Raw genomic sequence first — 21,067 nt, 5'->3', positions numbered from 1 at the left:
CCGCGACCGGCTGCGTTAGCAGTCGTAAATTTGTGGCGTTTCGTAGATTTACGGTCGTAAATTTGTGGCGTTTCATCAATTTTGCGAGCGCTAGCGCACTCGGTCGCGGGCAAGCGCGCTCCTACGGAGGTCAAGCGCCACGTCTACGATCATGTCTTCCTGGCCGCCCACCATGCGCCGCTTGCCCAGCTCGACCAGAATATCCACGGTCTTGAGGCCATAACGTGCGGCGGCCGCTTCGGCGTGGCGCAGGAAACTCGAATACACCCCGGCATAGCCCAGCGCCAGGGACTCGCGGTCGACACGCACCGGGCGGTCCTGCAACGGGCGCACGATATCGTCGGCGGCGTCCATCAGGGTGTAGAGGTCTGTGCCGTGGTTCCAGCCCAGGCGGTCGGCGGCGGCGATGAACACCTCCAGCGGTGCATTGCCGGCGCCGGCGCCCATGCCGGCGAGGCTGGCGTCGATGCGGTCGCAGCCCTCCTCCACCGCCACGATCGAATTGGCCACTCCCAGCGACAGGTTATGGTGGGCGTGCATGCCGGTTTCGGTGTCCGGCTTGAGCACCGCCTTGAACGCCCGAAAGCGCTCGCGCACATCCTGCATGCTCATCGCCCCGCCCGAGTCGGCCATGTACACGCATGTGGCGCCATAGCGTTCCATCAACCGCGCCTGCCCGGCCAACGCCTCGGGCGCCAGCATGTGGCTCATCATCAGAAAACCCACCGTGTCCATGCCCAGCTCGCGGGCACACTCGATGTGCTGCCGGGAGACATCGGCCTCGGTGCAATGGGTCGCCACCCGCACCACGCGGGCACCGGCGTTGTAGGCCGCCTTGAGGTCATGCACGGTGCCGATACCCGGCAGCAGCAAGGTGGTGATGCGCGCATGGCTGATGACATCGGCCACCGCCTCGATCCACTCAAGGTCCGAATGGGCGGCAAACCCGTAGTTGAAACTGGAGCCCTGCAAGCCGTCGCCGTGGGCCACTTCAATGCTGTCGACGCGGGCACGGTCCAGCGCCCGGGCGATGTCCTGCACGTTCTGGATCGAATACTGGTGGCGCACCGCATGGCTGCCGTCGCGCAGCGTCACGTCGGAGATATACAGCTTTCTGGTCGGATCAAAGGTCATCGCGGGTTCCTCAGGCGTTCAGCATCGACTGGGCCATCCGCTCGGCGGTGGCCAGCGCGGCGCTGGTCATGATGTCGAGGTTGCCGGCGTAGGCCGGCAGGTAGTGTGCGGCGCCTTCGACTTCGAGAAACACCGAGGTCTTGAGCCCGCAGAACCGGCCCAGCCCGGGGATATTCAACGGCGCCTCTGCCGGGATGACCTCGAACTGCACACGCTGCTTGAGCCGATAGCCCGGCACATAGGCGTGCACGGCAGCAACCATCTCTTCGATAGAGGCCTCGATCAGCGCCTGGTCGGCGGCCTCGGACAACACGAACACGGTGTCGCGCATCATCGGCGGCGGCTCGGCCGGGTTCATGACAATGATGGCCTTGCCCTTGCCGGCGCCACCGATGGCCTCGATGGCCCGGGAGGTGGTTTCGGTGAACTCGTCGATGTTGGCGCGGGTGCCGGGGCCGGCGGACTTGCTGGCAATCGAGGCGACGATTTCGGCGTAGTGCACCTTGGCAATGCGCGACACCGCCGCGACGATCGGAATGGTCGCCTGGCCGCCACAGGTCACCATGTTGACGTTCAACCGGTCCAGGTTCTGCTCCAGGTTGGCCACCGGCACGCAATAGGGCCCGATGGCCGCCGGGGTCAGGTCGATCAGGCGGATGCCCGGCTTGATCGCCCGCAGCAAGGCGTCGTTGTGCACATGGGCGCCGGCCGAGGTGGCATCGAAGACAAAATCGATCTCGTCGAACACCGGCAGGCGCGTCAGGCCTTCGACGCCTTCATGGGTCACCGCCACGCCCAGCCGGGCGGCGCGGGCCAGGCCGTCGGAGGCCGGGTCGATGCCGACCATCGCGCCCATTTCCAGGTGCCGGGCGTTGCGCAGCACCTTGATCATCAGGTCAGTGCCGATATTGCCCGAGCCGACAATCGCGACTTTGAGCTTCTTGGTGGTTTCAAGGGTCATGCATGTGCTCCGTAACGGCGGGCATCCCTGCGCGCCTCAAGGGTCAGGAAGTCTGTCCGAGCGCGGCGGCGCGGGCCTGGGATTTCTTTTCCAGCTGGGTGTAGACGATCCAGGTCAGCACCACCCCGCTGAGCATCACCGCCGACAGGAAATACAGCCCCGACGACAGCGTGCCGGTGTATTCCTTGAGCGCACCGATGCCGAACGGGCCAATGTAGCCGCCCAGGTTGCCGAACGAGTTGATCAGGGCAATGCCCGCCGCCGCACTGGCACCAGACAGGAAGCGCCCCGGCAGCACCCAGAAGATCGCCGTCACCGAGAACAGGCTGAAGGCCGTCAGGCACAAGGCCGCCAGTTGCCAGACAGGAATGCTCAGCCAGGCACTGAGGAACAGGCCGGTGGCGCCGAGGATGTACAGCACGGTGAGGTGCCCATAGCGGTCATTGAGACGGTCAGAGCTGCGCGGCACCAACAGCAGGCCCAGTACGCCGAAGACATAGGGAATCGACGAGATGAAACCGGTGGTCAGGTCGCTGCCGCCGAACTGGTGCACCAGGGTCGGCAGCCACAGGCTCAGGCCGTAGGTGCTCAAGGTGCTGGGCAGGTACAGCAGCGCCAGGATCAGCACGCGGCGATCAGCCAGGGCGCGCAGCGGGTTGGTGTGGTCGGTCTGGCCGTACTCGGCGCGGTCTTTCTCCAGCTCGCCCAGCAGCCACTGACGGTCGGCCTCGGCCAGCCAGCGGGCATCCTTGGGCGTGTCGGGCAGAATCTTCAGGGTCGGCCAGGCCAACAGCACCGCCGGCACCCCGATGACGATGAACAACCACTGCCAGCCGGCCAGGCCAAAGATGCCGTTCATGCCCAGCAGCCAGCCGGCCAGGGGCCCGGTGACCATCAGCGCAATGGGCTGCGAGAGAATGAAGAAGCCCAGCACCTTGCCGCGATGGCGCACCGGGAACCAGCGGGTAATGTAATACAGCACACCCGGGAAGAAGCCGGCCTCGGCCGCCCCCAGCAGAAAGCGCATCACATAGAAGCTGTAGGCACCCTGCACGAAGGCCATGCCGATGGTGATCAGCCCCCAGGTGATCAGGATCCGGGCAAACCAGCGCCGCGCCCCGAACCGCTCCAGCAACAGGTTGCTGGGCACCTCGAAGATGAAATAGCCAATGAAGAACAACCCGGCACCGAAGCCATAGGCCATGTCGCTCAGGCCCAGGTCGGCGTTCATGTGCAATTTGGCAAAGCCGACAGCGGAGCGGTCGATGAACGCGACCAGGTACAGCAGGATCAGGAACGGAATCAACCTGAGCGTGAGCCTGCGAATGATCCGAGCTTCCGGATTCATAGGTGTTCTCCAATTGTTTTTGTTATGGATTCGTTAGTCCTGATTAATCTGACTAATCACCGGCGCGCAGGCCGGAAAAGCCGGATCGACTCATTGATCCGGACAATATAGTAATACTATTTAAGCCGCAACCCTTTGAAATGCCCTTCATCTGGTGTATGTTTCAGGCACAGCATTCAAATAGTCATACAATAAGAGTTGCCTGATCATGACCGACAAGAAGACCCCACTGCGCTCCGCCCAATGGTTCGGTACGGCCGACAAGAACGGCTTCATGTACCGCAGCTGGATGAAGAACCAGGGCATCCCGGACCATGAATTCCAGGGCAAGCCGATCATCGGCATCTGCAACACCTGGTCGGAACTGACCCCCTGCAACGCGCATTTCCGCAAGATCGCCGAACATGTGAAGAAAGGCGTGCTGGAAGCTGGCGGCTTCCCGGTGGAGTTCCCGGTGTTCTCCAGCGGCGAATCCAACCTGCGCCCCACCGCCATGCTGACCCGCAACCTGGCGAGCATGGACGTCGAGGAAGCCATTCGCGGCAACCCGGTAGACGCCGTGGTGCTGCTCACCGGTTGCGACAAGACCACGCCGGCCCTGCTGATGGGCGCGGCCAGTTGCGACGTACCGGCCATCGTGGTCACCGGCGGGCCCATGCTCAACGGCAAGCACAACGGCAAGGACATCGGCTCCGGCACCGTGGTCTGGCAGATGCATGAGGCCTATAAAGGCGGGCAGATCAGCCTCGACGAGTTCCTGTCGGCCGAAGCCGGCATGTCGCGCTCGGCCGGCACCTGCAACACCATGGGCACCGCCTCGACCATGGCCTGCATGGCCGAAGCCCTGGGCACCTCGCTGCCGCACAACGCCGCCATCCCGGCGGTCGACTCGCGCCGCTATGTGCTGGCACACCTGTCCGGTATGCGCATTGTCGACATGGTCCGCGAAGACCTGCGCCTGTCGAAGATCCTCACCAAGGCCGCGTTCGAGAACGCTATCAAGGTCAATGCCGCCATTGGTGGCTCGACCAACGCAGTCATCCACCTCAAGGCCATTGCCGGACGCATCGGCGTCGAGCTGGACCTGGAAGACTGGACCCGTGTCGGGCGCGGCACGCCGACCCTGGTCGACCTGCAGCCGTCCGGGCGCTTTCTGATGGAAGAGTTCTACTACGCCGGTGGCCTGCCGGCAGTGATCCGCCGCCTGGGTGAGAACGGCCTGCTGCCCAACCCCGACGCACTGACCGCCAATGGCAAGAGCCTCTGGCAGAACTGCCAGGCCTCACCGCAGTACAACGACGAAGTGATCCGCCCGATCGACAACCCGCTGGTGCCTGACGGCGGCCTGTGCATCCTGCGCGGCAACCTGGCGCCACGTGGCGCAGTGGTCAAGCCGTCGGCCGCCACGCCGGCGCTGATGCAGCATCGCGGCCGCGCGGTGGTGTTCGAGAACTTCGACGACTACAAGGCGCGCATCGCCGACCCGGACCTGGACGTCGACGAAACCTGCGTGCTGGTGCTCAAGAACGCCGGCCCCAAGGGCTACCCGGGCATGGCCGAGGTCGGCAACATGGGCCTGCCACCCAAGGTGCTGGCCAAAGGCGTGACCGACATGGTGCGCATTTCCGACGCCCGCATGAGCGGCACCGCCTACGGCACGGTGGTGTTGCACGTGGCCCCGGAAGCGGCGGCCGGTGGCCCGCTGGCGGCGGTGCACAACGGTGACTTCATCGAACTCGACTGCCTGACCGGCCGCCTGCACCTGGACATCAGCGACGAAGAACTGCAAGGCCGTCTGCTCGACCTCAAGCCCGACACCTCGGCCAAAATTTTCTCCAGCGGCTACAGCCGGCTGTACGTCGACCATGTGCTGCAGGCCGACGAAGGCTGCGACTTCGACTTTCTGGTGGGCTGCCGTGGCTCGGAGGTGCCGCGTCATTCACATTGACCCACGTCCACCAGGCAGGAGCGCCAGCCGCCGTATTGCCGCGCCCCCCTCAGCCCGGCCCCAGGCGGGAGGGATGTTATGATGCAGCGCATTTCGCCAGAGCCCCTGCGTCTTTATGGATTACCAGACTCCCAAGCCACGCAAAAGCATGCATGCCCAGATCGTTCAGGAACTGGGCATGCACATCGTTTCCGGCCGCTTCAAGCCTGAAGAAAAGCTGCCACCGGAAGCCACGCTGTGCGAGGAGTACAAGGTCAGCCGCCCGGTCCTGCGCGAAGCCACGCGGGTGCTGACGGCCAAGGGGCTGGTCTATTCACGGCCACGGGTCGGCACTGTGGTCCGGCCCCGGGTGGAGTGGCACCTGCTCGACCCGGACGTGCTGTTCTGGCTGATGCGATCCACGCCACACAGCGAGTTTTTCAACACCCTGGCCGGGGTGCGACGCATCCTGGAACCGGAGATTGCCGCGCTGGCCGCCAGCACCGCGACCGACGCCGACATTGCCGTGATCGAAGCCGCCTACCAGCGCATGGAAGCGGCCAGGACCCGGGAAGAAATGCTCCAGCCCGACCTCGACTTTCACCGCGCTATTGCCGACGCCACCCATAACGACCTGCTGGCCTACATGTGCAACATGCTGTCGCTGCCGCTGCGTGAGTCGATCAACTTGACCAACCTGCGCCCCAACACCCAGCAACTGAGCCTGCCGCGCCACCAGGCGATCCTGACCGCGATCAAGAACCGCGACGCCCTGGCCGCCCGCTACGCCTCGCTGGTGCAGCTCGACGACACCCGCACGGCACTCGATACCGTCATGAATGTTTTGACACCGCTGTAGGAGCGCGCTTGCCCGCGACCGGCTGCGTTAGCAGTCGTAAATTTGTGGCGTTTCGTAGATTTAAGGTCGTGATTTTGTGGCGTTTCATAAATTTAAGGTCGTAAATTTTTGGCGTTTCATAAATTTAAGGTCGTAAATTTCAGCGTTTCGTAGATTTAAGCTCGTAAATTTGTGGCGTTTCGTAGATTTAAGGCCGTAAATTTGTGGCGTTTCGTAGATTTTGCGAGCGCTACGCACTCGGTCGCGGGCAAGCGCGCTCCTACGGGGTTCCAATCAGTGCTGCGCCTTGCGTGGCGGCTACGCGCTTGTCCATACAGCGTTGACTCAAAGCCCGACAATCCCCCCCGGCGCCAACGGCTCGTCGTCCTGCACGATGCCGGTGCGAAGCGCGGCGCCGAACTCCGGGATCTCGATTTCGAAGGTGTCGCCTGGCTGCGGCTTGATTGCGTCGGCGAACGACAGCGTGGCAGTGCCGAAAAAGTGCACGTGCACATCCCCGGGGCGCAGGAACTGGCGGTACTTGAAGTGGTGGTATTCAAGATTTTCCAGGCTGTGGCACATGTTCTGTTCGCCGCTGAGAAACTCCTTTTCCCACAGCACTTCGCCGTTGCGATGAATGCGGCTGGTGCCGACCAGATTCGCGGGCAGCGCGCCGATGCGCAATTCCGGGCCATAGGCACAGAACCGCAGCTTGGAATGGGCCAGGTACAGGTAGCTGCGCCGCTCCAGCACATGGTCAGACAACTCGTTGCCCAGCGCATAGCCAAGACGGTACGGCTTGCTGTCCGGACCGATCACATACAGGCCGACCAACTCGGGCTCCTCGCCGACGTCCTCGGCAAAGGTAGGCAATGGAAAGTCGGCGCCGGGGCGCAGCACGATGCTGCCGTCGCCCTTGTAGAACCACTCCGGCTGCGCGCCCACCTGCCCGGTCCCCGGCTTGCCGCCCTCCACGCCCCAGCGAAACATGCGCGCCGTGTCGGTCAGGGTCGCTTCATCCTGGTCCTTTTTCTGGTGCATCTTGTCGCGGGTGTCGGCGCTGCCCAGGTGGGTCAGGCCGGTGCCGCTGACCAGGCAATGGGCCGGGTCTTCATGGTCCAGCGGCGCCAGCACCAGGCCGCCTTCGAGCAGTTCACGGTACAGCGGGCCGGCTTCGCTGCCGCGCTTGAGCACTTCGTCCTGCAGGCCGTGGCCGGCACTGATGGCGGCCAGCGCCAGCTCGCGGGTGCTGCTGGTGGCCAGCACGGTGTGCACCTGCTCGCCTTCGACAAGTCCGACGCGGCGCTCGCCGGTCGCGGTCTGGTACTGGATCAATCGCATGGTCATGGCCTTCTTGTTATGGATGAGATGGCCAACACTTTACGAATCCACCGATGGCCTGCCTAATGACGACCATTGATGACGTGATAACGGGCGCTTATCCCCATGGTTGCACCGCTTTCTTCACTGATTTCCCGCTTGCGCCTCAAACAGCTGCGCCTGTTGATCGCGCTGGACGACCACGGCTCGCTGCACAAGGCCGCCGAACAGGTGTCGATCACCCAGCCGGGCGCGACCCAGGCGCTCAACGAAATCGAATCGGCGTTCGGCACCCGGTTGTTCACCCGCACCAGCCAGGGCCTTGAGCCCAACGACCTGGGACGCTGCGTGATTCGCTATGCGCGGCTGATCCACAGCGACATGGCGCACCTGCGCGAAGAAATGCTCGGTATCCTGCAAGGCCAGGGCGGGCGCATTGCCGTGGGCACGGTGATGGGCGCCGTGCCCTTGCTGGTCGACAGCCTGGCCCGCCTGCGCCAGACCCAGCCGGAGTTGTCGGTGGAAATCGTCGAGGACACCAGCGCCCGACTGCTGGGCCTGATCGACCAGGGCCGGCTCGACCTGGCCATCTGCCGCACCAGCGTCAGCCAGCGCCCCGATGCTTACGACTGCCTGCCCCTGGCAGCGGAAGCCTTGCGGGTCGTGGCCAACACCCGGCACCCGCTGGCCACCGCCTCACGCCTGACACTGGCTGACCTTGAAGGCCATGACTGGATCGTCTATCCGACCAACATGCCCATGCGCCGGGTGCTGGAGCGCGAATTCAGCCAGGCCGGGCTGGATTTTCCGCGTTTTGCCATCGAGACCGCCTCGACCTTCGCCACCCTGACCCTGCTGCAGCAGGACCCGCAGCGCGTGGCCGTACTGCCGCAAGCGGTCGCCGAGAGTGCCCGCGGCATGGGCATCGCCCCCCTGGCGCTGGCGCTGCAATCACGCAGCGAACCGTTCTCGCTGGTCAGCCGGCATAACAGCCCACTGTCGGCACCGGCGCGGTTGTTGATGGAGGCGTTGCAGGTGGGGGTGGGTGATCCGTATTGACCGCTATGGATTCGGTCATACGGCAGTGTCGCTCAGCGCATACACCAGGCCAGCAATGACCAGCCCGCTTATACCCACGTACAGGCAGAGCAGACTGGCCACCGCCAGGCGCTTGAAACTGACTGGCAATTCATCAAGGTCAAATACGTCGTGAATGGCATCGTTTTTCTTGCTGCTTTTGAAAACCACCGCCCTGCTGAGTCTGATGAACAGCATGCTGCGCCAAGAGGCTTGTCCTTCTCCTATCGCCATCGCCTGGCTGAGTCTGGATAAAGGGCCGCGCTTGATCGCATCAAGCATGGTAAGCAGATGGTAATGGACGGCGTAGACCGTCAATCCCCAGGTGATCGATAAAGCGATAACCGGGCTGCCATAGAGCAAGACTTGAAACGCTGCATTCACATCAAAAACCTGGCCGGTCCTGGCAAAGCGCTCCCATTTCATCGCCGGAAAAACGATCAACATGGCAAGCATGGCACCATAAAAACAACCTGCGTTGGTGACCGCCATTATTCGAAAGCGACGGGGAAACCTGGCCAGGTCTTCAGCATCCAGAACACCAGAATGGATATTGACCCTGGAAAAAACAAACGCAACGCCCATGTCGAGCAGTAACAGGTTGCGGTACAGCGAGCCCTGATCATCCAGTCCCCGAGCATGGCGAGAAGAAAAAAGAAGACTGTTTTTCAACGCCTCCAGCATGGCAGTCAAAAAAAAACGGCGGACATACGTACCCAGAACAATATGGGTCATGATCATTGCGATGGGCGCAGTATAAAAAACCACACACCACCCGAAAAACCAGGGTAGGTGATCGTTCATAACCATTCACTTTCATAGAGCAGCTCTCCCCCAAACTCACCTAGCCAGCCTCCGGAAAGCGTTCCCACAAATGCCGCAACACCCACAACAGCAACCGCACACACCTCTTGAATCGCCACGCGTCCAGAAACACCGCCAATGCCTATACCGATAAAACCGCCTGCTTTCATCCATGTGGTGGCGCGACTGATTGCTCTCACATGTGAGGCATAGCCAGGAATACCTCCGTCAACGCCCGCCCTTTTCCAATGATGTACAAGGCTGCGACTGGAAATGCCCAATGCATTTTTTAACTTCCCCTGGTCATTGAACGTGGTCAACCCACGCACACGCTTAGAGTTCAACAATTGCGCATCAAGCGCCTTGAGCAGTTCTCTGCGCTGGGTAAAAAACTCAGGCGAATTGAGATGCCCATATTGCCGAAAGCGATCTTGATGATGTTTCTCGATTTTTTTCAGGATATCGCCCAACTTCGCCAAGTGCGCCTCCATCACCGCCGCACTCACCCCCATCCAGGTCGATGTCTCGCCGGTAAACGCCGCGATCTCTCCCGCGTACTTCATCATGAAGTCCGCCTCTTGCGGACTCAGCGGTTCCAGTGCGGCCCTGACCTCGTGGGCAGCGGCCACCAGTTGCGATTGCGCGTAGGTGCATGAATGGCTGTTCGGGTCGCTGAGGACAATCAGAGTGCCGGCCTTTACCGTGTCGCCTAGCCCTGGGTTCAGCTCGCTGAACAAGGGCATGGCCGAGGGCGGCAGGGCGTCGAACAGGCTGCGATACAGTTCGGCCGGGGACTGGCTGCGTTCGACGATTTAAAAGCCGGGCTCTTCTCCAGTCACCGGCTCTGGCTGGTAGCGCGTTCTGGGAGGAGGATTTTCAAAGGTGTAGACCGGCGGGGGTGGCGGTCGATGAGGCGGCGGGTGGTTGGGCTGGCCACGTTCCAGCAGTTGCGGCATCGGCGTGGGTTCGCCTCTGAAGTCGGATGTGAATGTGTTGGTGCGAGTGGGGTCGGCCATCGAGCGTTCCTCGGGGTGAGGCGACGCAGCCTAGCAAGCGGAAAGCGGAGAATTCAGGGCTTACGGGGAAATCGGAAGGGTCCTACAGGATTACGGCAATGCCCGGAATCGGCATCTGGCGCCGTAGGAGCGCGCTCTGCCCGCGACCGAGTGCGTTAGCGCTCGCAAAATTGATGAGCCGCCACACGTTTATGATTGTGAACACATTCAAAATCTCGGAAACGCTGAAAATTTACGACTGCTGACGCAGCCGGTCGCGGGCAGAGCGCGCTCCTACGGGGGGCCCGCAGGAGCGGTCAGGTTTCAGGCCTTGGCCGGCTGTTGCCAGTTGGCGCCCTCGTCAATGGCTTGCTGGATCGCCTTCTTGCGCCGTTCTTCGGCCTGGCGGGTGAAGTACCAGACCAGGAAAGTGGCCAGCGACACCGCCAGCAGAATCAGGCTGGCCACGGCGTTGATCTCGGGTTTGACCCCCAGGCGCACCGCGGAGAACACCTCCATCGGCAAGGTGGTCGAGCCGGGGCCGGAGACAAAGCTGGCCAGCACCAGGTCGTCCAGCGACAGGGCGAAGGACATCATGCCGCCGGCGGCCAGCGACGGCGCGATCATCGGGATGGTGATCAGGAAGAACACTTTCCAGGGCCGCGCGCCCAGGTCCATGGCGGCTTCTTCGATCGACAGGTCCAGTTCGCGCAGGCGCGCCGACACCACCACCGCCACGTAGGCAGTGCAGAAGGTGGTGTGGGCGATCCAGATGGTCAGCAGGCCGCGTTCGGCCGGCCAGCCGATCAGTTGCGCCATGGCCACGAACAGCAACAACAGCGACAGGCCGGTGATCACCTCGGGCATGACCAGCGGCGCGGTGACCAGCCCGCCAAAGGCGGTACGGCCCTTGAAGCGCGAGATGCGGGTCAGTACGAAGGCGGCCATGGTGCCCAGCGCCACGGCGGCAATGGCGGTGTAGAACGCCACCTCCAGCGAGCGCATCACCGAGCCCATCAATTGCGTGTTGTCCAGCAGGCCCACATACCACTTGATCGACCAGCCGCCCCACACCGTCACCAGGCGTGAGTCGTTGAATGAGTAGATCACCAGGATCAGCATCGGCAGGTAGATGAACAGCAGGCCCACCACCAGCATCAGGTTGGAAAACTTGAACCCTCTCATGCCCTGCCCTCCAGCTCTTTGGCCTGACTGCGGTTGAACAGGATGATAGGCACGATCAGCACCAGCAGCATGATGACCGCCAGTGCCGAAGCCACCGGCCAGTCGCGGTTATTGAAGAACTCCTGCCACAGCACCTTGCCGATCATCAGCGTTTCCGGGCCGCCGAGCAGTTCGGGGATGACGAATTCGCCCACCACCGGGATGAACACCAGCATGCAGCCGGCGATGATGCCGTTTTTCGAGAGCGGCACGGTGATTTTCCAGAAGCTGTTGAAGGTGCTCGAGCCCAGGTCGGACGCCGCTTCCAGCAGGCTCTGGTCGTGTTTGACCAGGTTGGCGTACAGCGGCAGGATCATGAACGGCAGGTACGAGTAGACCACGCCGATGTAGACCGCCACGTTGGTGTTGAGAATCTGCAGCGGCGTGTCGATCAGCCCCAGCCACAGCAGCGCTTCATTGAGCAGGCCGTTGTTGCCCAGGATGCCCATCCACGCATAGACGCGGATCAGGATCGCGGTCCAGGTCGGCATCATGATCAGCAACAGCAAGACGGTCTGGATGTCCTTGCGCGCATTGGCGATGGCGTAGGCCATCGGGTAGCCGATCACCAGGCACAACAGGGTGCTGAAGAACGCGACCTTCAACGAGCCCAGGTAGGCGGCCAGGTACAGCTCGTCACCCGCCAGCAACGTGTAGTTGCCGAAGTTGAAGATCAATTGCAGCTTTTCTTCGGCGTAGCTGAAGACTTCGGTGTACGGCGGAATCGCCACGTCGGCTTCGGCGAAGCTGATCTTGAGCACGATCAGGAACGGCAAGGCGAAGAACAGGAACAGCCACAGGAACGGTGCGCCGATCACCAGTTGCCGCCCGTTGGGCGTGATGCGCCCCAGGGTGCGCTTGAGCTTGCGTATTTTCATGAGCGCAGTACCACGCCGCTGTCGTCTTCCCACCACACGTACACTTCATCGCCCCAGGTGGGACGCGCGCCCTGGCGCTCGGCGTTGGCCACGAACGACTGCACGCGCTTGCCGCCGGGCAGTTCGATGTGGAACACCGAGTGGCCGCCCAGGTAGGCGATGTCGTGCACCTTGCCCCGCGACCAGTTGTATTCCACGGTTGGCGGCTCGGTGGTGATCAGCAGCTTTTCCGGGCGCAGGGCGTAGGTGATGCTCTTGTCTTCGACCGAGGTGCTGACCCCGTGGCCGACGTAGATCGGCCGCTCCAGCTCGGGGCTCTGGATCAGGGCATAGCCTTCCATGTCCTCGACCACTTCGCCGTCGAACAGGTTGACGTTGCCGATGAACTCGCACACCAGGCGGCTGGTGGGGGTTTCGTAGATGTCGATCGGGCTGCCGATCTGCGCGATCCAGCCCAGGTGCATGATGGCGATGCGCTCGGCCATGGTCATGGCCTCTTCCTGGTCGTGGGTCACCATCACGCAGGTCACGCCGACCCGCTCGATGATCTCAACCAGCTCCAGCTGCATCTGCGAGCGCAGTTTCTTGTCCAGTGCGCCCATCGGCTCGTCGAGCAGCAACAGCTTGGGCTTCTTGGCCAGCGAACGGGCCAGGGCCACACGCTGACGCTGACCACCGGAGAGCTGGTGCGGCTTGCGCTTGGCGTACTGGGTCATGTGCACCAGCTTGAGCATCTCGGCCACGCGCTCGTCGATCTCGGCCTTGCCCAGCTTGTCCTGCTTGAGACCGAAGGCGATGTTGTCGGCCACGGTCATGTGCGGGAACAACGCATAGGACTGGAACATCATGTTGATCGGCCGTTCGTAGGGCGGCAGGTCGGTGATGTCGACACCATCGAGGTAGATACGCCCCTCGGTGGGCCGTTCGAAGCCGGCCAGCATGCGCAGCAGCGTGGACTTGCCCGAGCCGGAACCGCCCAGCAGGGCAAAGATTTCACCCTTGTTGATTTGCAGGGACACGTCGTCCACCGCCACGGTCTCGTCGAACTTCTTGGTGACCCTGTCGACCTTGAGCAGAACCTCTTTGGGCTTCTTGCCGCTTTCGAGGGATTTCTTGAAGGCGCCGGAGGCAACTGCCATGGGTGAAACTCCCAACAATTATGTAAGACCGGCTTTAGCCGGGAATGGAGCGCCACGCCTGGCGGCCAAAGCCGCTCCTGCAAATGACACTCCATGACATTGGTTTTTACTTGCCCGACTTGACGCGGGTCCAGCTGCGGGTCATCAGGCGTTGCACCTTGGCCGGCAGCTCGCTGTTGACGAACAACCGGTCCAGCACGGCCTGCGGCGGGTAGACCTCAGGGTTGTCGCGGATCGAGGCCTGCATCAGTTCGCCGGCCTTGGGGTTCGGGTTGGCATAGCCCACCTGGTCGCTGACCTGGGCGATGACCGCCGGGTCCAGCAGGTAGTCGATGAACGCATGGGCCTGCTTGACGTTCTTGGCATCGGCGGGCACCGCGAGCATGTCGAACCACAGGTTCGCGCCCTCTTTGGGAATGCTGTAGGCAATCTTGACGCCCTTGCCGGCTTCGGCGGCACGGTCACGCGCCTGGAAGACGTCACCGGAGAAGCCTGCTGCCACGCAAATGTCGCCGTTGGCCAGGTCACCGATGTACTTGGAGGAGTGGAAATAGGTCACGTAGGGACGGATTTCCAGCAGCTTGGCCTCGGCCTTCTTGTAATCAGCTTCCTTGGTGCTGTTGGGGTCCAGCCCCAGGTAATTGAGCATGGCCGGAATCATTTCGTCGCCCGAGTCGAGCAGGGCCACGCCACAGCCAGAGAGCTTCTTGATGTTCTCAGGCTCGAACAGCACCGCCCAGGAGTCGATGGTGTCGACGCCGAGCACGGCCTTGACCTTGTCGACGTTGTAGCCGATGCCGTTGGTGCCCCACAGGTACGGCACGGCGTACTGGTTGCCCGGATCGTTCTTCTCCAGGCGCTTGAGCAGGGCCGGATCGAGGTTCTGGTAACGGGTCAGCAGCGACTTGTCGAGCTTCTGGAACGCCCCGGCCTTGATCTGCTTGCCCAGGAAATGGTTGCTGGGCACGACCACGTCGTAGCCGCTGCGCCCGGCCAGCAATTTGGCTTCGAGCGTGTCGTTGGAATCGAACACATCGTAGACCGGCTTGATACCGGTCTTGGTCTGGAAGTCGGCCAGGGTGGTCTCGCCGATATAGTCGGACCAGTTATAGACGTGCACTGTGGACTCGGCCTGGGCACTGACCGCCAGGGTCAGCCCGGTACCGGCCAGCAAGACTTTGAACAGCGTGGAGATAGACAAGGCATCAGTCCTTTTTGAAATGGTCCTGCCGCTTGAGACGGATGCCGGTCGGCATCAGAAGAAACAGTACGCGACTGACCTTCTTGTGCATTGAGCTTGAAGCGCTGCGCGGCCGGCAGGCCACGCAGCTTCTACACTAATTGTGACAGTTTATTTACCGGATTTGATCTTGGTCCAGCTACGGGTCAGCAGGCGCTGGGTCGCGGCCGGCAGATCGGAAATCGCATACAGCTTGGCAACCACATCGGCCGGTGGATAAATGCTCGGGTCGCCCGAGATGTCCTTGTCGACCAGCGGCGTGGCGGCCTTGTTGCCGTTCGGGAACCGTACTTCGTTGGTGATCTCGGCCATGACTTCCGGCTGCAGCAGGAAATTCATGAACTTATAGGCCGCCTCGAGGTTTTCGGCATCCTTGGGAATGGCGACCATGTCATAGAAGCTGCCAGCGCCTTCTTTAGGAATCGCGTAGGACAGCTTGACCTTGTCACCGGCTTCCTTGGCGCGTTCCTTGGCCTGCTCCAGGTCACCCGAGTAGCCGATGGCCACGCAGATGTTGCCGTTGGCCAGGTCCGAGATGTACTTGGAAGAGTGGAAGTAGGCAATCGAAGGGCGGATCTTCAACCACAGCGCTTCGGCTTCGGCCAGTTGCTTCTTGTCTTCACTGTCGGTCGGGTAGCCCAGGTAGTGCAGCGCCACCGGAATCATCTCGGTCGGCGAGTCCAGGAAGCTCACGCCGCAGCTCTTGAGCTTGGCGATGTTCTCCGGCTTGAGCACCACGTCCCACGAATCGATCTTGTCGACGCCCAGCGCAGCCTTGACCTTCTCGGGGTTGTAGCCGATGCCGATGGTGCCCCACATGTACGGGAAGGCGAACTTGTTGCCCTTGTCGCTGGCATCGCCCACGGCCTTGAGCAGGTCGGGGTCGAGGTTTTTCCAGTTCGGCAGCTTCGAGCGATCCAGCTCCTGATAGACACCGGCCTTGATCTGCTTGGCCAGGAAGTTGTTGCTCGGCACGACCACGTCATAGCCGGACTTGCCCGCCAGCAGCTTGGCCTCAAGGGTCTCGTTGCTGTCGAAGACGTCGTAGACGACCTTGATGCCCGACTCTTTCTCGAACTTGGCAATGGTGTCCGGAGCAATGTAATCGGACCAGTTGTAGACGTGCAGCACGTTGTCAGCGGCGTGCGCGTGAGCGGTCATCAGGCCCGCCATGGACAGCGCGAGAAGGGTCTTGCCGAATGTTTTCATGCTACAGCTCCAGAATTGTCGTTAGTGGCAGCGTCGGTAGTCTGGCAATTTACTGGCACGGCTTTCAAGCCGGCTCAGTGATTCAGCGTCTCGAGCGTCAAGTCCAGGCACTTGCGGGCCTTGTCGATCAACTCGTCGATCTGCGCCAGACTGATCACCAAAGGCGGCGCAATGATCATGGTGTCACCCACGGCCCGCATGATCAGGCCATTGTCGAAGCAGAAGGTTCGGCAGACCATGCCGGCCGACTGGCCGGTGTAGCGCTCGCGGGTGGCCTTGTCGCGCACCAGTTCGATGGCGCCCAGCAGGCCGACCCCGCGGACTTCGCCCACCAGCGGGTGATCACTCAGTTCCCGCAGGCGTTGCTGCAAATACGGTGCCGTTTGTGTACGGACTCGTTCGACGATGCCTTCTTCGCGCAGGATACGGATGTTCTCCAGCCCCACGGCAGCCGCCACCGGGTGCCCGGAATAGGTGAAACCGTGATTGAAATCGCCACCTTCGTTGAGCACGGCGACCACTTCGTCACGCACCACCAGCCCGCCCATGGGCACATAGCCCGAGGTCAGGCCCTTGGCGATGGTCATCATGTCCGGCTTCAAGCCGTAGTAGTCGCTGCCGAACCATTCCCCGGTACGGCCGAACCCACAGATCACTTCGTCGGCCACGAACAGGATGTCGTGGCGGGCGAGGATTTCCTTGATGCGCGGCCAGTAAGTGTCGGGAGGCACGATCACCCCGCCGGCGCCCTGGATCGGCTCGGCAATGAACGCACCGACATTTTCGACGCCCAGTTCCTGGATCCTGGCTTCCAGCTGGTCGGCGGCCCAGATCCCGAATTCATCGGGAGTCATGTCACCGCCCTCGCCGAACCAGTACGGCTGGGCAATGTGCGCCACGCCCGGGATCGGCAGGTCGCCCTGCTCGTGCATGTAGGTCATGCCGCCCAGGCTGGCACCGGCCACGGTGGAGCCGTGGTAACCGTTGAGGCGACTGATGATGGTCTTCTTGTTCGGCTGCCCCTTGATTGCCCAATAATGGCGCACCATCCGCAGCATGGTGTCATTGCCCTCGGAGCCGGAGCCGGTGAAGAACACGTGATGCATGCCTTCAGGGGCGATCTGGCCGATGGCCTGGGCCAGTTCCAGCGCCGGCGGGTGGGCGGTCTGGAAGAACAGGTTGTAGTACGGCAACTCGCGCATCTGCCGGCTGGCGGCCTCGACCAGTTCTTCGCGGCCGTAGCCCACGGCCACGCACCACAGCCCGGCCATGCCGTCGAGAATCTGCTTGCCTTCGCTGTCCCACAGGTACACACCGTCGGCACGGGTGATGATGCGCGGACCTTTTTCCTTCAGTTGCTTGTAATCACTGAAGGGGGCCAGATGGTGCTGGTCGCTCAGCCCCTGCCAGTGAAGGGTTTGCGGGTTCTTGGCGGTCATGAAGACACTCCATTGCCGGGTTGTTTACACATATTCGGGATTGATGCGCTGTAGGAGCGCGCTCTGCCCGCGACCGGCTGCGTTAGCAGTCGTAAATTTTCAGCGTTTCCTCAATTTTGCGAGCGCTACGCACTCGGTCGCGGGCAGAGCGCGCTCCTACAAGGCCCGGTACAGCGTCAGACCGAGAACAGCAGGAACTCGCGTTCCCACGAACTGATCACGCGCTTGAAATTCTCGTGCTCGGCGCGCTTGACCGCGACGTAGCCGACGATGAATTTCTTGCCCAGGTATTTCTCGATGGTCTTGCTGTTTTCCAGACGTTCCAGCGCATCTTCGATGGTCAGCGGCAGGCGCAGGTTACGGCGCTCGTAGGCGCGGCCCTGGACCGGCGCGCTGGGGTTGATGCCCTCGACCATGCCGATGAAGCCACACAGCAGGCTGGCGGCAATGGCCAGGTACGGGTTGGCATCGGCGCCCGGCAGGCGGTTTTCGACGCGGCGGTTCTGCGGGCCGGCATCCGGTACGCGCAGGCCGACGGTGCGGTTTTCTTCGCCCCACTCGACGTTGACCGGGGCCGAGGTGTCCGGCAGGAAGCGACGGAACGAGTTGACGTTGGGCGCGAACAGCGGCAGCAGCTCGGGAATGAACTTCTGCAAGCCACCGACGTGCTGCAGGAACAGCAGGCTCATGGTCCCGTCTTCATTGGAGAAGATGTTCTTGCCGGTGTTGATGTCGACGATGCTCTGGTGCAGGTGCATGGCGCTGCCCGGCTCGCCGGTCATGGGCTTGGCCATGAAGGTTGCCGCCACGTTGTGCTTGAGCGCCGCCTCGCGCATGGTGCGCTTGAACACCACAATCTGGTCGGCCAGCGACAAGGCATCGCCGTGACGGAAGTTGATTTCCATCTGCGCCGTACCGTCTTCGTGGATCAGCGTGTCCAGGTCCAGGTTCTGCAGTTCGCACCAGTCGTAGACGTCTTCGAACAGCGGGTCGAACTCGTTGGCGGCCTCGATGGAAAACGACTGGCGGCCGGTTTCCGGGCGCCCCGAGCGGCCGACTGGCGGCTGCAGCGGGTAATCGGGGTCGTCGCTGCGCTTGGTCAGGTAGAACTCCATTTCCGGCGCCACGATCGGCTGCCAGCCCTGGTCGGCATAGAGCTTGAGCACCTTCTTGAGCACGTTGCGCGGCGACAGCTCGATGGGGTTGCCCTGCTTGTCGTAGGTGTCGTGGATCACCTGCGCGGTCGGCTCGATGGCCCACGGCACCAGGTACACGGCATTGGCGTCCGGGCGGCAGATCATGTCGATGTCGGCCGGGTCCAGCAACTCGTAGTAGATCTCGTCTTCGACGTAGTCCCCGGTCACGGTCTGCAGCAACACGCTCTCGGGCAGGCGCATGCCTTTTTCGGCGATGAACTTGTTGGTGGGGGAGATCTTGCCGCGCGTGATACCGGTCAGGTCGGACATCATGCATTCGACTTCGGTGATCTTGTGTTCTTTCAACCAATCGGTGAGCTGGTCGAGGTTGCTACTCATAAATACCTCAGGTTTGCTGTGTCCTGATGGCCATCAGGCATTTTTTTGCGACAGGGAGCTGTCACAGTGCAAGGCGCGCAGAAAGATCGCAACACCCGGCCGCGCAGAATGCGCCTGGCAGGTGCTGTTTTGATGAACGCAGGGTAAATAAACGGTCGCGACACGTTAAAAGTGTTGTCAGGCACAGGTACTGCAAGCGTGTTGCCGTCAAAGGCAAGGTGCTGGACGCGCCACTATAGTGATAGGGTGCAATGGACGCCGGTACGAATGCGCCATTAAAAGCCGTCGGTGTGCAGCGCACGTCGCTGTCGATCGATGACATCCAGCCCCCCTTTTGTTTTTGCTGTGATGGGTTGGGTCGGAGCTTAGCGCTGTTCAATTTATTTCACAACTTTGCAGAAAGTCTTGAACACGGTCCTCTTTCATCGTGCGAAATCCGTCACACTGACGGCTCGCGGATGCGCCGTTAAGCAGCACGTTCGGCACAGAGGGGCCATTTCAGGGCAATAAATGGCTCTATTGACTTCATCATGGCTTTCGGATTGACTGATCCAAGCAAAGCTCGATGATTGATATTTTTAACAACAAAGGTGTTGCATCATGTCGGTACCCCCGCGTGCCGTTCAGCTCAACGAAGCGAACGCGTTCCTTAAGGAACATCCTGAGGTTCTCTACGTCGACCTTCTGATTGCAGATATGAATGGCGTGGTGCGTGGCAAGCGAATCGAACGCACCAGCCTGCATAAGGTTTACGAGAAAGGCATCAACCTCCCGGCTTCCCTGTTTGCCCTGGATATCAATGGCTCGACCGTCGAAAGTACCGGCCTTGGCCTGGATATCGGCGACGCCGACCGCATCTGTTATCCCATCCCCAATACCCTGTGCAATGAGCCCTGGCAGAAGCGCCCCACCGCGCAGTTGCTGATGACCATGCACGAACTCGAAGGCGAGCCGTTCTTCGCCGACCCACGCGAAGTGTTGCGCCAGGTCGTCAGCCGTTTCGACGAAATGGGCCTGACCATCTGCGCCGCGTTCGAACTCGAGTTCTACCTGATCGACCAGGAAAACGTGAACGGCCGTCCGCAGCCGCCGCGCTCGCCGATCTCGGGCAAGCGTCCGCACTCGACCCAGGTCTACCTGATCGACGACCTGGACGAATACGTCGACTGCCTGCAGGACATCCTCGAAGGCGCCAAGGAACAAGGCATTCCGGCCGACGCCATCGTCAAGGAAAGTGCCCCTGCGCAATTCGAAGTCAACCTGCACCACGTGGCCGACCCGCTCAAGGCCTGCGACTACGCCGTGCTGCTCAAGCGCCTGATCAAGAACATCGCCTACGACCATGAGATGGACACCACCTTCATGGCCAAGCCCTACCCCGGCCAGGCCGGCAACGGGTTGCATGTTCACATCTCGATCCTGGACCGCGATGGCAAGAACATCTTCACCAGTGAGGATCCCGAGCAGAACGCCGCATTGCGTCACGCAGTCGGCGGTGTGCTCGAGACCCTGCCGGCACAGATGGCGTTCCTGTGCCCGAACGTCAACTCGTACCGCCGCTTCGGCGCACAGTTCTACGTGCCCAACTCACCGACCTGGGGCCTGGACAACCGCACCGTGGCCGTGCGCGTCCCGACCGGCACCGCCGACTCGGTGCGCATCGAGCACCGCGTGGCCGGCGCCGACGCCAACCCGTACCTGGTCATGGCCTCGGTCCTGGCCGGCGTGCACCACGGCCTGACCAACAAGATCGAGCCGGTGGCACCGGTAGAAGGCAACTCGTACGAGCAATTCGAACAGAGCCTGCCAAACAACCTGCGCGACGCGCTGCGCACGCTGGATGACAGTGAAGTGATGGCCAAGTATATCGACCCGAAATACATCGATATCTTCGTGGCGTGCAAGGAAAGTGAACTGGAGGAATTCGAGCACTCGATCTCGGACCTTGAGTACAACTGGTATTTGCATACGGTGTGAGTGGAACGCCAGGCATCATCGA

Annotated in this window: 17 protein-coding genes; 4 read left to right on the top strand and 13 right to left on the bottom strand. The window is 61.8% G+C overall.

Annotated features, from left to right (window positions below; genetic code table 11):
- Positions 1–90 precede the first annotated feature (90 nt).
- The 3 genes from dmpG to DGA31_RS21465 are packed head-to-tail and all read right to left on the bottom strand — an operon-like array spanning position 91 to position 3,443.
- A complete protein-coding gene (gene dmpG / locus DGA31_RS21475) occupies positions 91–1,134 on the bottom strand; it encodes a 4-hydroxy-2-oxovalerate aldolase (protein WP_109513904.1) in 1,044 nt (347 codons plus the stop codon).
- Positions 1,135–1,144: 10 nt separating this feature from the next.
- The gene (locus DGA31_RS21470; protein WP_056842190.1) at positions 1,145–2,095 is read right to left on the bottom strand and encodes an acetaldehyde dehydrogenase (acetylating); all 951 of its coding nucleotides are present in this window, start codon (positions 2,093–2,095) and stop codon (positions 1,145–1,147) included.
- 43 nt (positions 2,096–2,138) lie between these two features.
- A complete protein-coding gene (locus DGA31_RS21465; RefSeq protein ID WP_109513903.1) occupies positions 2,139–3,443 on the bottom strand; it encodes an MFS transporter in 1,305 nt (434 codons plus the stop codon).
- A 208-nt stretch (positions 3,444–3,651) separates the two neighbouring features.
- Between DGA31_RS21465 and DGA31_RS21460 the strand changes: the two genes are divergently transcribed.
- A complete protein-coding gene (locus DGA31_RS21460; protein ID WP_109513902.1) occupies positions 3,652–5,391 on the top strand; it encodes an IlvD/Edd family dehydratase in 1,740 nt (579 codons plus the stop codon).
- Between the two features lie 115 nt (positions 5,392–5,506).
- Positions 5,507–6,229 carry a FadR/GntR family transcriptional regulator gene (locus DGA31_RS21455; RefSeq protein ID WP_109513901.1) on the top strand — a complete coding sequence of 241 codons (723 nt, stop codon included), beginning with the start codon at positions 5,507–5,509 and terminating at the stop codon, positions 6,227–6,229.
- A 324-nt stretch (positions 6,230–6,553) separates the two neighbouring features.
- Here the strand turns inward: DGA31_RS21455 and araD1 are convergent, their stop codons facing one another.
- Positions 6,554–7,549 carry an AraD1 family protein gene (araD1, locus tag DGA31_RS21450; RefSeq protein WP_056842205.1) on the bottom strand — a complete coding sequence of 332 codons (996 nt, stop codon included), beginning with the start codon at positions 7,547–7,549 and terminating at the stop codon, positions 6,554–6,556.
- Between the two features lie 105 nt (positions 7,550–7,654).
- On the opposite strand from araD1, the gene DGA31_RS21445 reads away from it, so the two are divergent.
- Entirely contained in the window at positions 7,655–8,587 is a 933-nt protein-coding gene (locus DGA31_RS21445) for a LysR family transcriptional regulator (protein ID WP_109513900.1), read from the top strand.
- Between the two features lie 15 nt (positions 8,588–8,602).
- On the opposite strand, the gene DGA31_RS21440 is transcribed toward DGA31_RS21445, so the two are convergent.
- The 9 genes from DGA31_RS21440 to DGA31_RS21400 all read right to left on the bottom strand — a co-directional run bounded on the left by DGA31_RS21440 (position 8,603) and on the right by DGA31_RS21400 (position 19,068).
- The gene (locus DGA31_RS21440; protein ID WP_109513899.1) at positions 8,603–9,409 is read right to left on the bottom strand and encodes a hypothetical protein; all 807 of its coding nucleotides are present in this window, start codon (positions 9,407–9,409) and stop codon (positions 8,603–8,605) included.
- Complete coding sequence (locus tag DGA31_RS21435; RefSeq protein WP_109513898.1) at positions 9,406–10,152, bottom strand: hypothetical protein; 747 nt, start codon at positions 10,150–10,152, stop codon at positions 9,406–9,408. Before DGA31_RS21435 ends, DGA31_RS21440 begins: the two co-directional genes overlap by 4 nt.
- Positions 10,153–10,728: 576 nt before the next feature.
- Positions 10,729–11,589 (bottom strand): ABC transporter permease subunit, encoded by an 861-nt coding sequence (locus DGA31_RS21430; RefSeq protein WP_109513897.1) that lies wholly within the window; start codon positions 11,587–11,589, stop codon positions 10,729–10,731.
- On the bottom strand, positions 11,586–12,506 hold the full coding sequence (locus tag DGA31_RS21425) for an ABC transporter permease subunit (RefSeq protein WP_109513896.1): 921 nt from the start codon (positions 12,504–12,506) through the stop codon (positions 11,586–11,588). The genes DGA31_RS21430 and DGA31_RS21425 overlap by 4 nt, the downstream gene beginning before the upstream one ends.
- Positions 12,503–13,645, bottom strand: a complete 1,143-nt coding sequence (gene potA, locus DGA31_RS21420; RefSeq protein ID WP_056842181.1) for a polyamine ABC transporter ATP-binding protein — start codon at positions 13,643–13,645, stop codon at positions 12,503–12,505. The genes DGA31_RS21425 and potA overlap by 4 nt, the downstream gene beginning before the upstream one ends.
- Before the next feature lie 106 nt (positions 13,646–13,751).
- Complete coding sequence (locus tag DGA31_RS21415) at positions 13,752–14,846, bottom strand: polyamine ABC transporter substrate-binding protein (protein ID WP_109513895.1); 1,095 nt, start codon at positions 14,844–14,846, stop codon at positions 13,752–13,754.
- A gap of 150 nt (positions 14,847–14,996) precedes the next feature.
- The gene (locus DGA31_RS21410) at positions 14,997–16,094 is read right to left on the bottom strand and encodes a polyamine ABC transporter substrate-binding protein (RefSeq protein WP_109513894.1); all 1,098 of its coding nucleotides are present in this window, start codon (positions 16,092–16,094) and stop codon (positions 14,997–14,999) included.
- A 74-nt stretch (positions 16,095–16,168) separates the two neighbouring features.
- Complete coding sequence (locus DGA31_RS21405; RefSeq protein WP_056842178.1) at positions 16,169–17,533, bottom strand: aspartate aminotransferase family protein; 1,365 nt, start codon at positions 17,531–17,533, stop codon at positions 16,169–16,171.
- Between the two features lie 176 nt (positions 17,534–17,709).
- Complete coding sequence (locus tag DGA31_RS21400) at positions 17,710–19,068, bottom strand: glutamine synthetase family protein (protein ID WP_056842177.1); 1,359 nt, start codon at positions 19,066–19,068, stop codon at positions 17,710–17,712.
- A 600-nt stretch (positions 19,069–19,668) separates the two neighbouring features.
- On the opposite strand from DGA31_RS21400, the gene DGA31_RS21395 reads away from it, so the two are divergent.
- On the top strand, positions 19,669–21,045 hold the full coding sequence (locus tag DGA31_RS21395; RefSeq protein WP_056842176.1) for a glutamine synthetase family protein: 1,377 nt from the start codon (positions 19,669–19,671) through the stop codon (positions 21,043–21,045).
- The last annotated feature ends 22 nt before the right edge of the window (positions 21,046–21,067 follow it).

It is taken from the genome of Pseudomonas ovata, from assembly GCF_003131185.1.
GTDB lineage: Bacteria > Pseudomonadota > Gammaproteobacteria > Pseudomonadales > Pseudomonadaceae > Aquipseudomonas > Aquipseudomonas ovata.
Note: the sequence above shows the minus strand (reverse complement) of the source record. Positions and strands in the feature narration are given on the sequence as shown.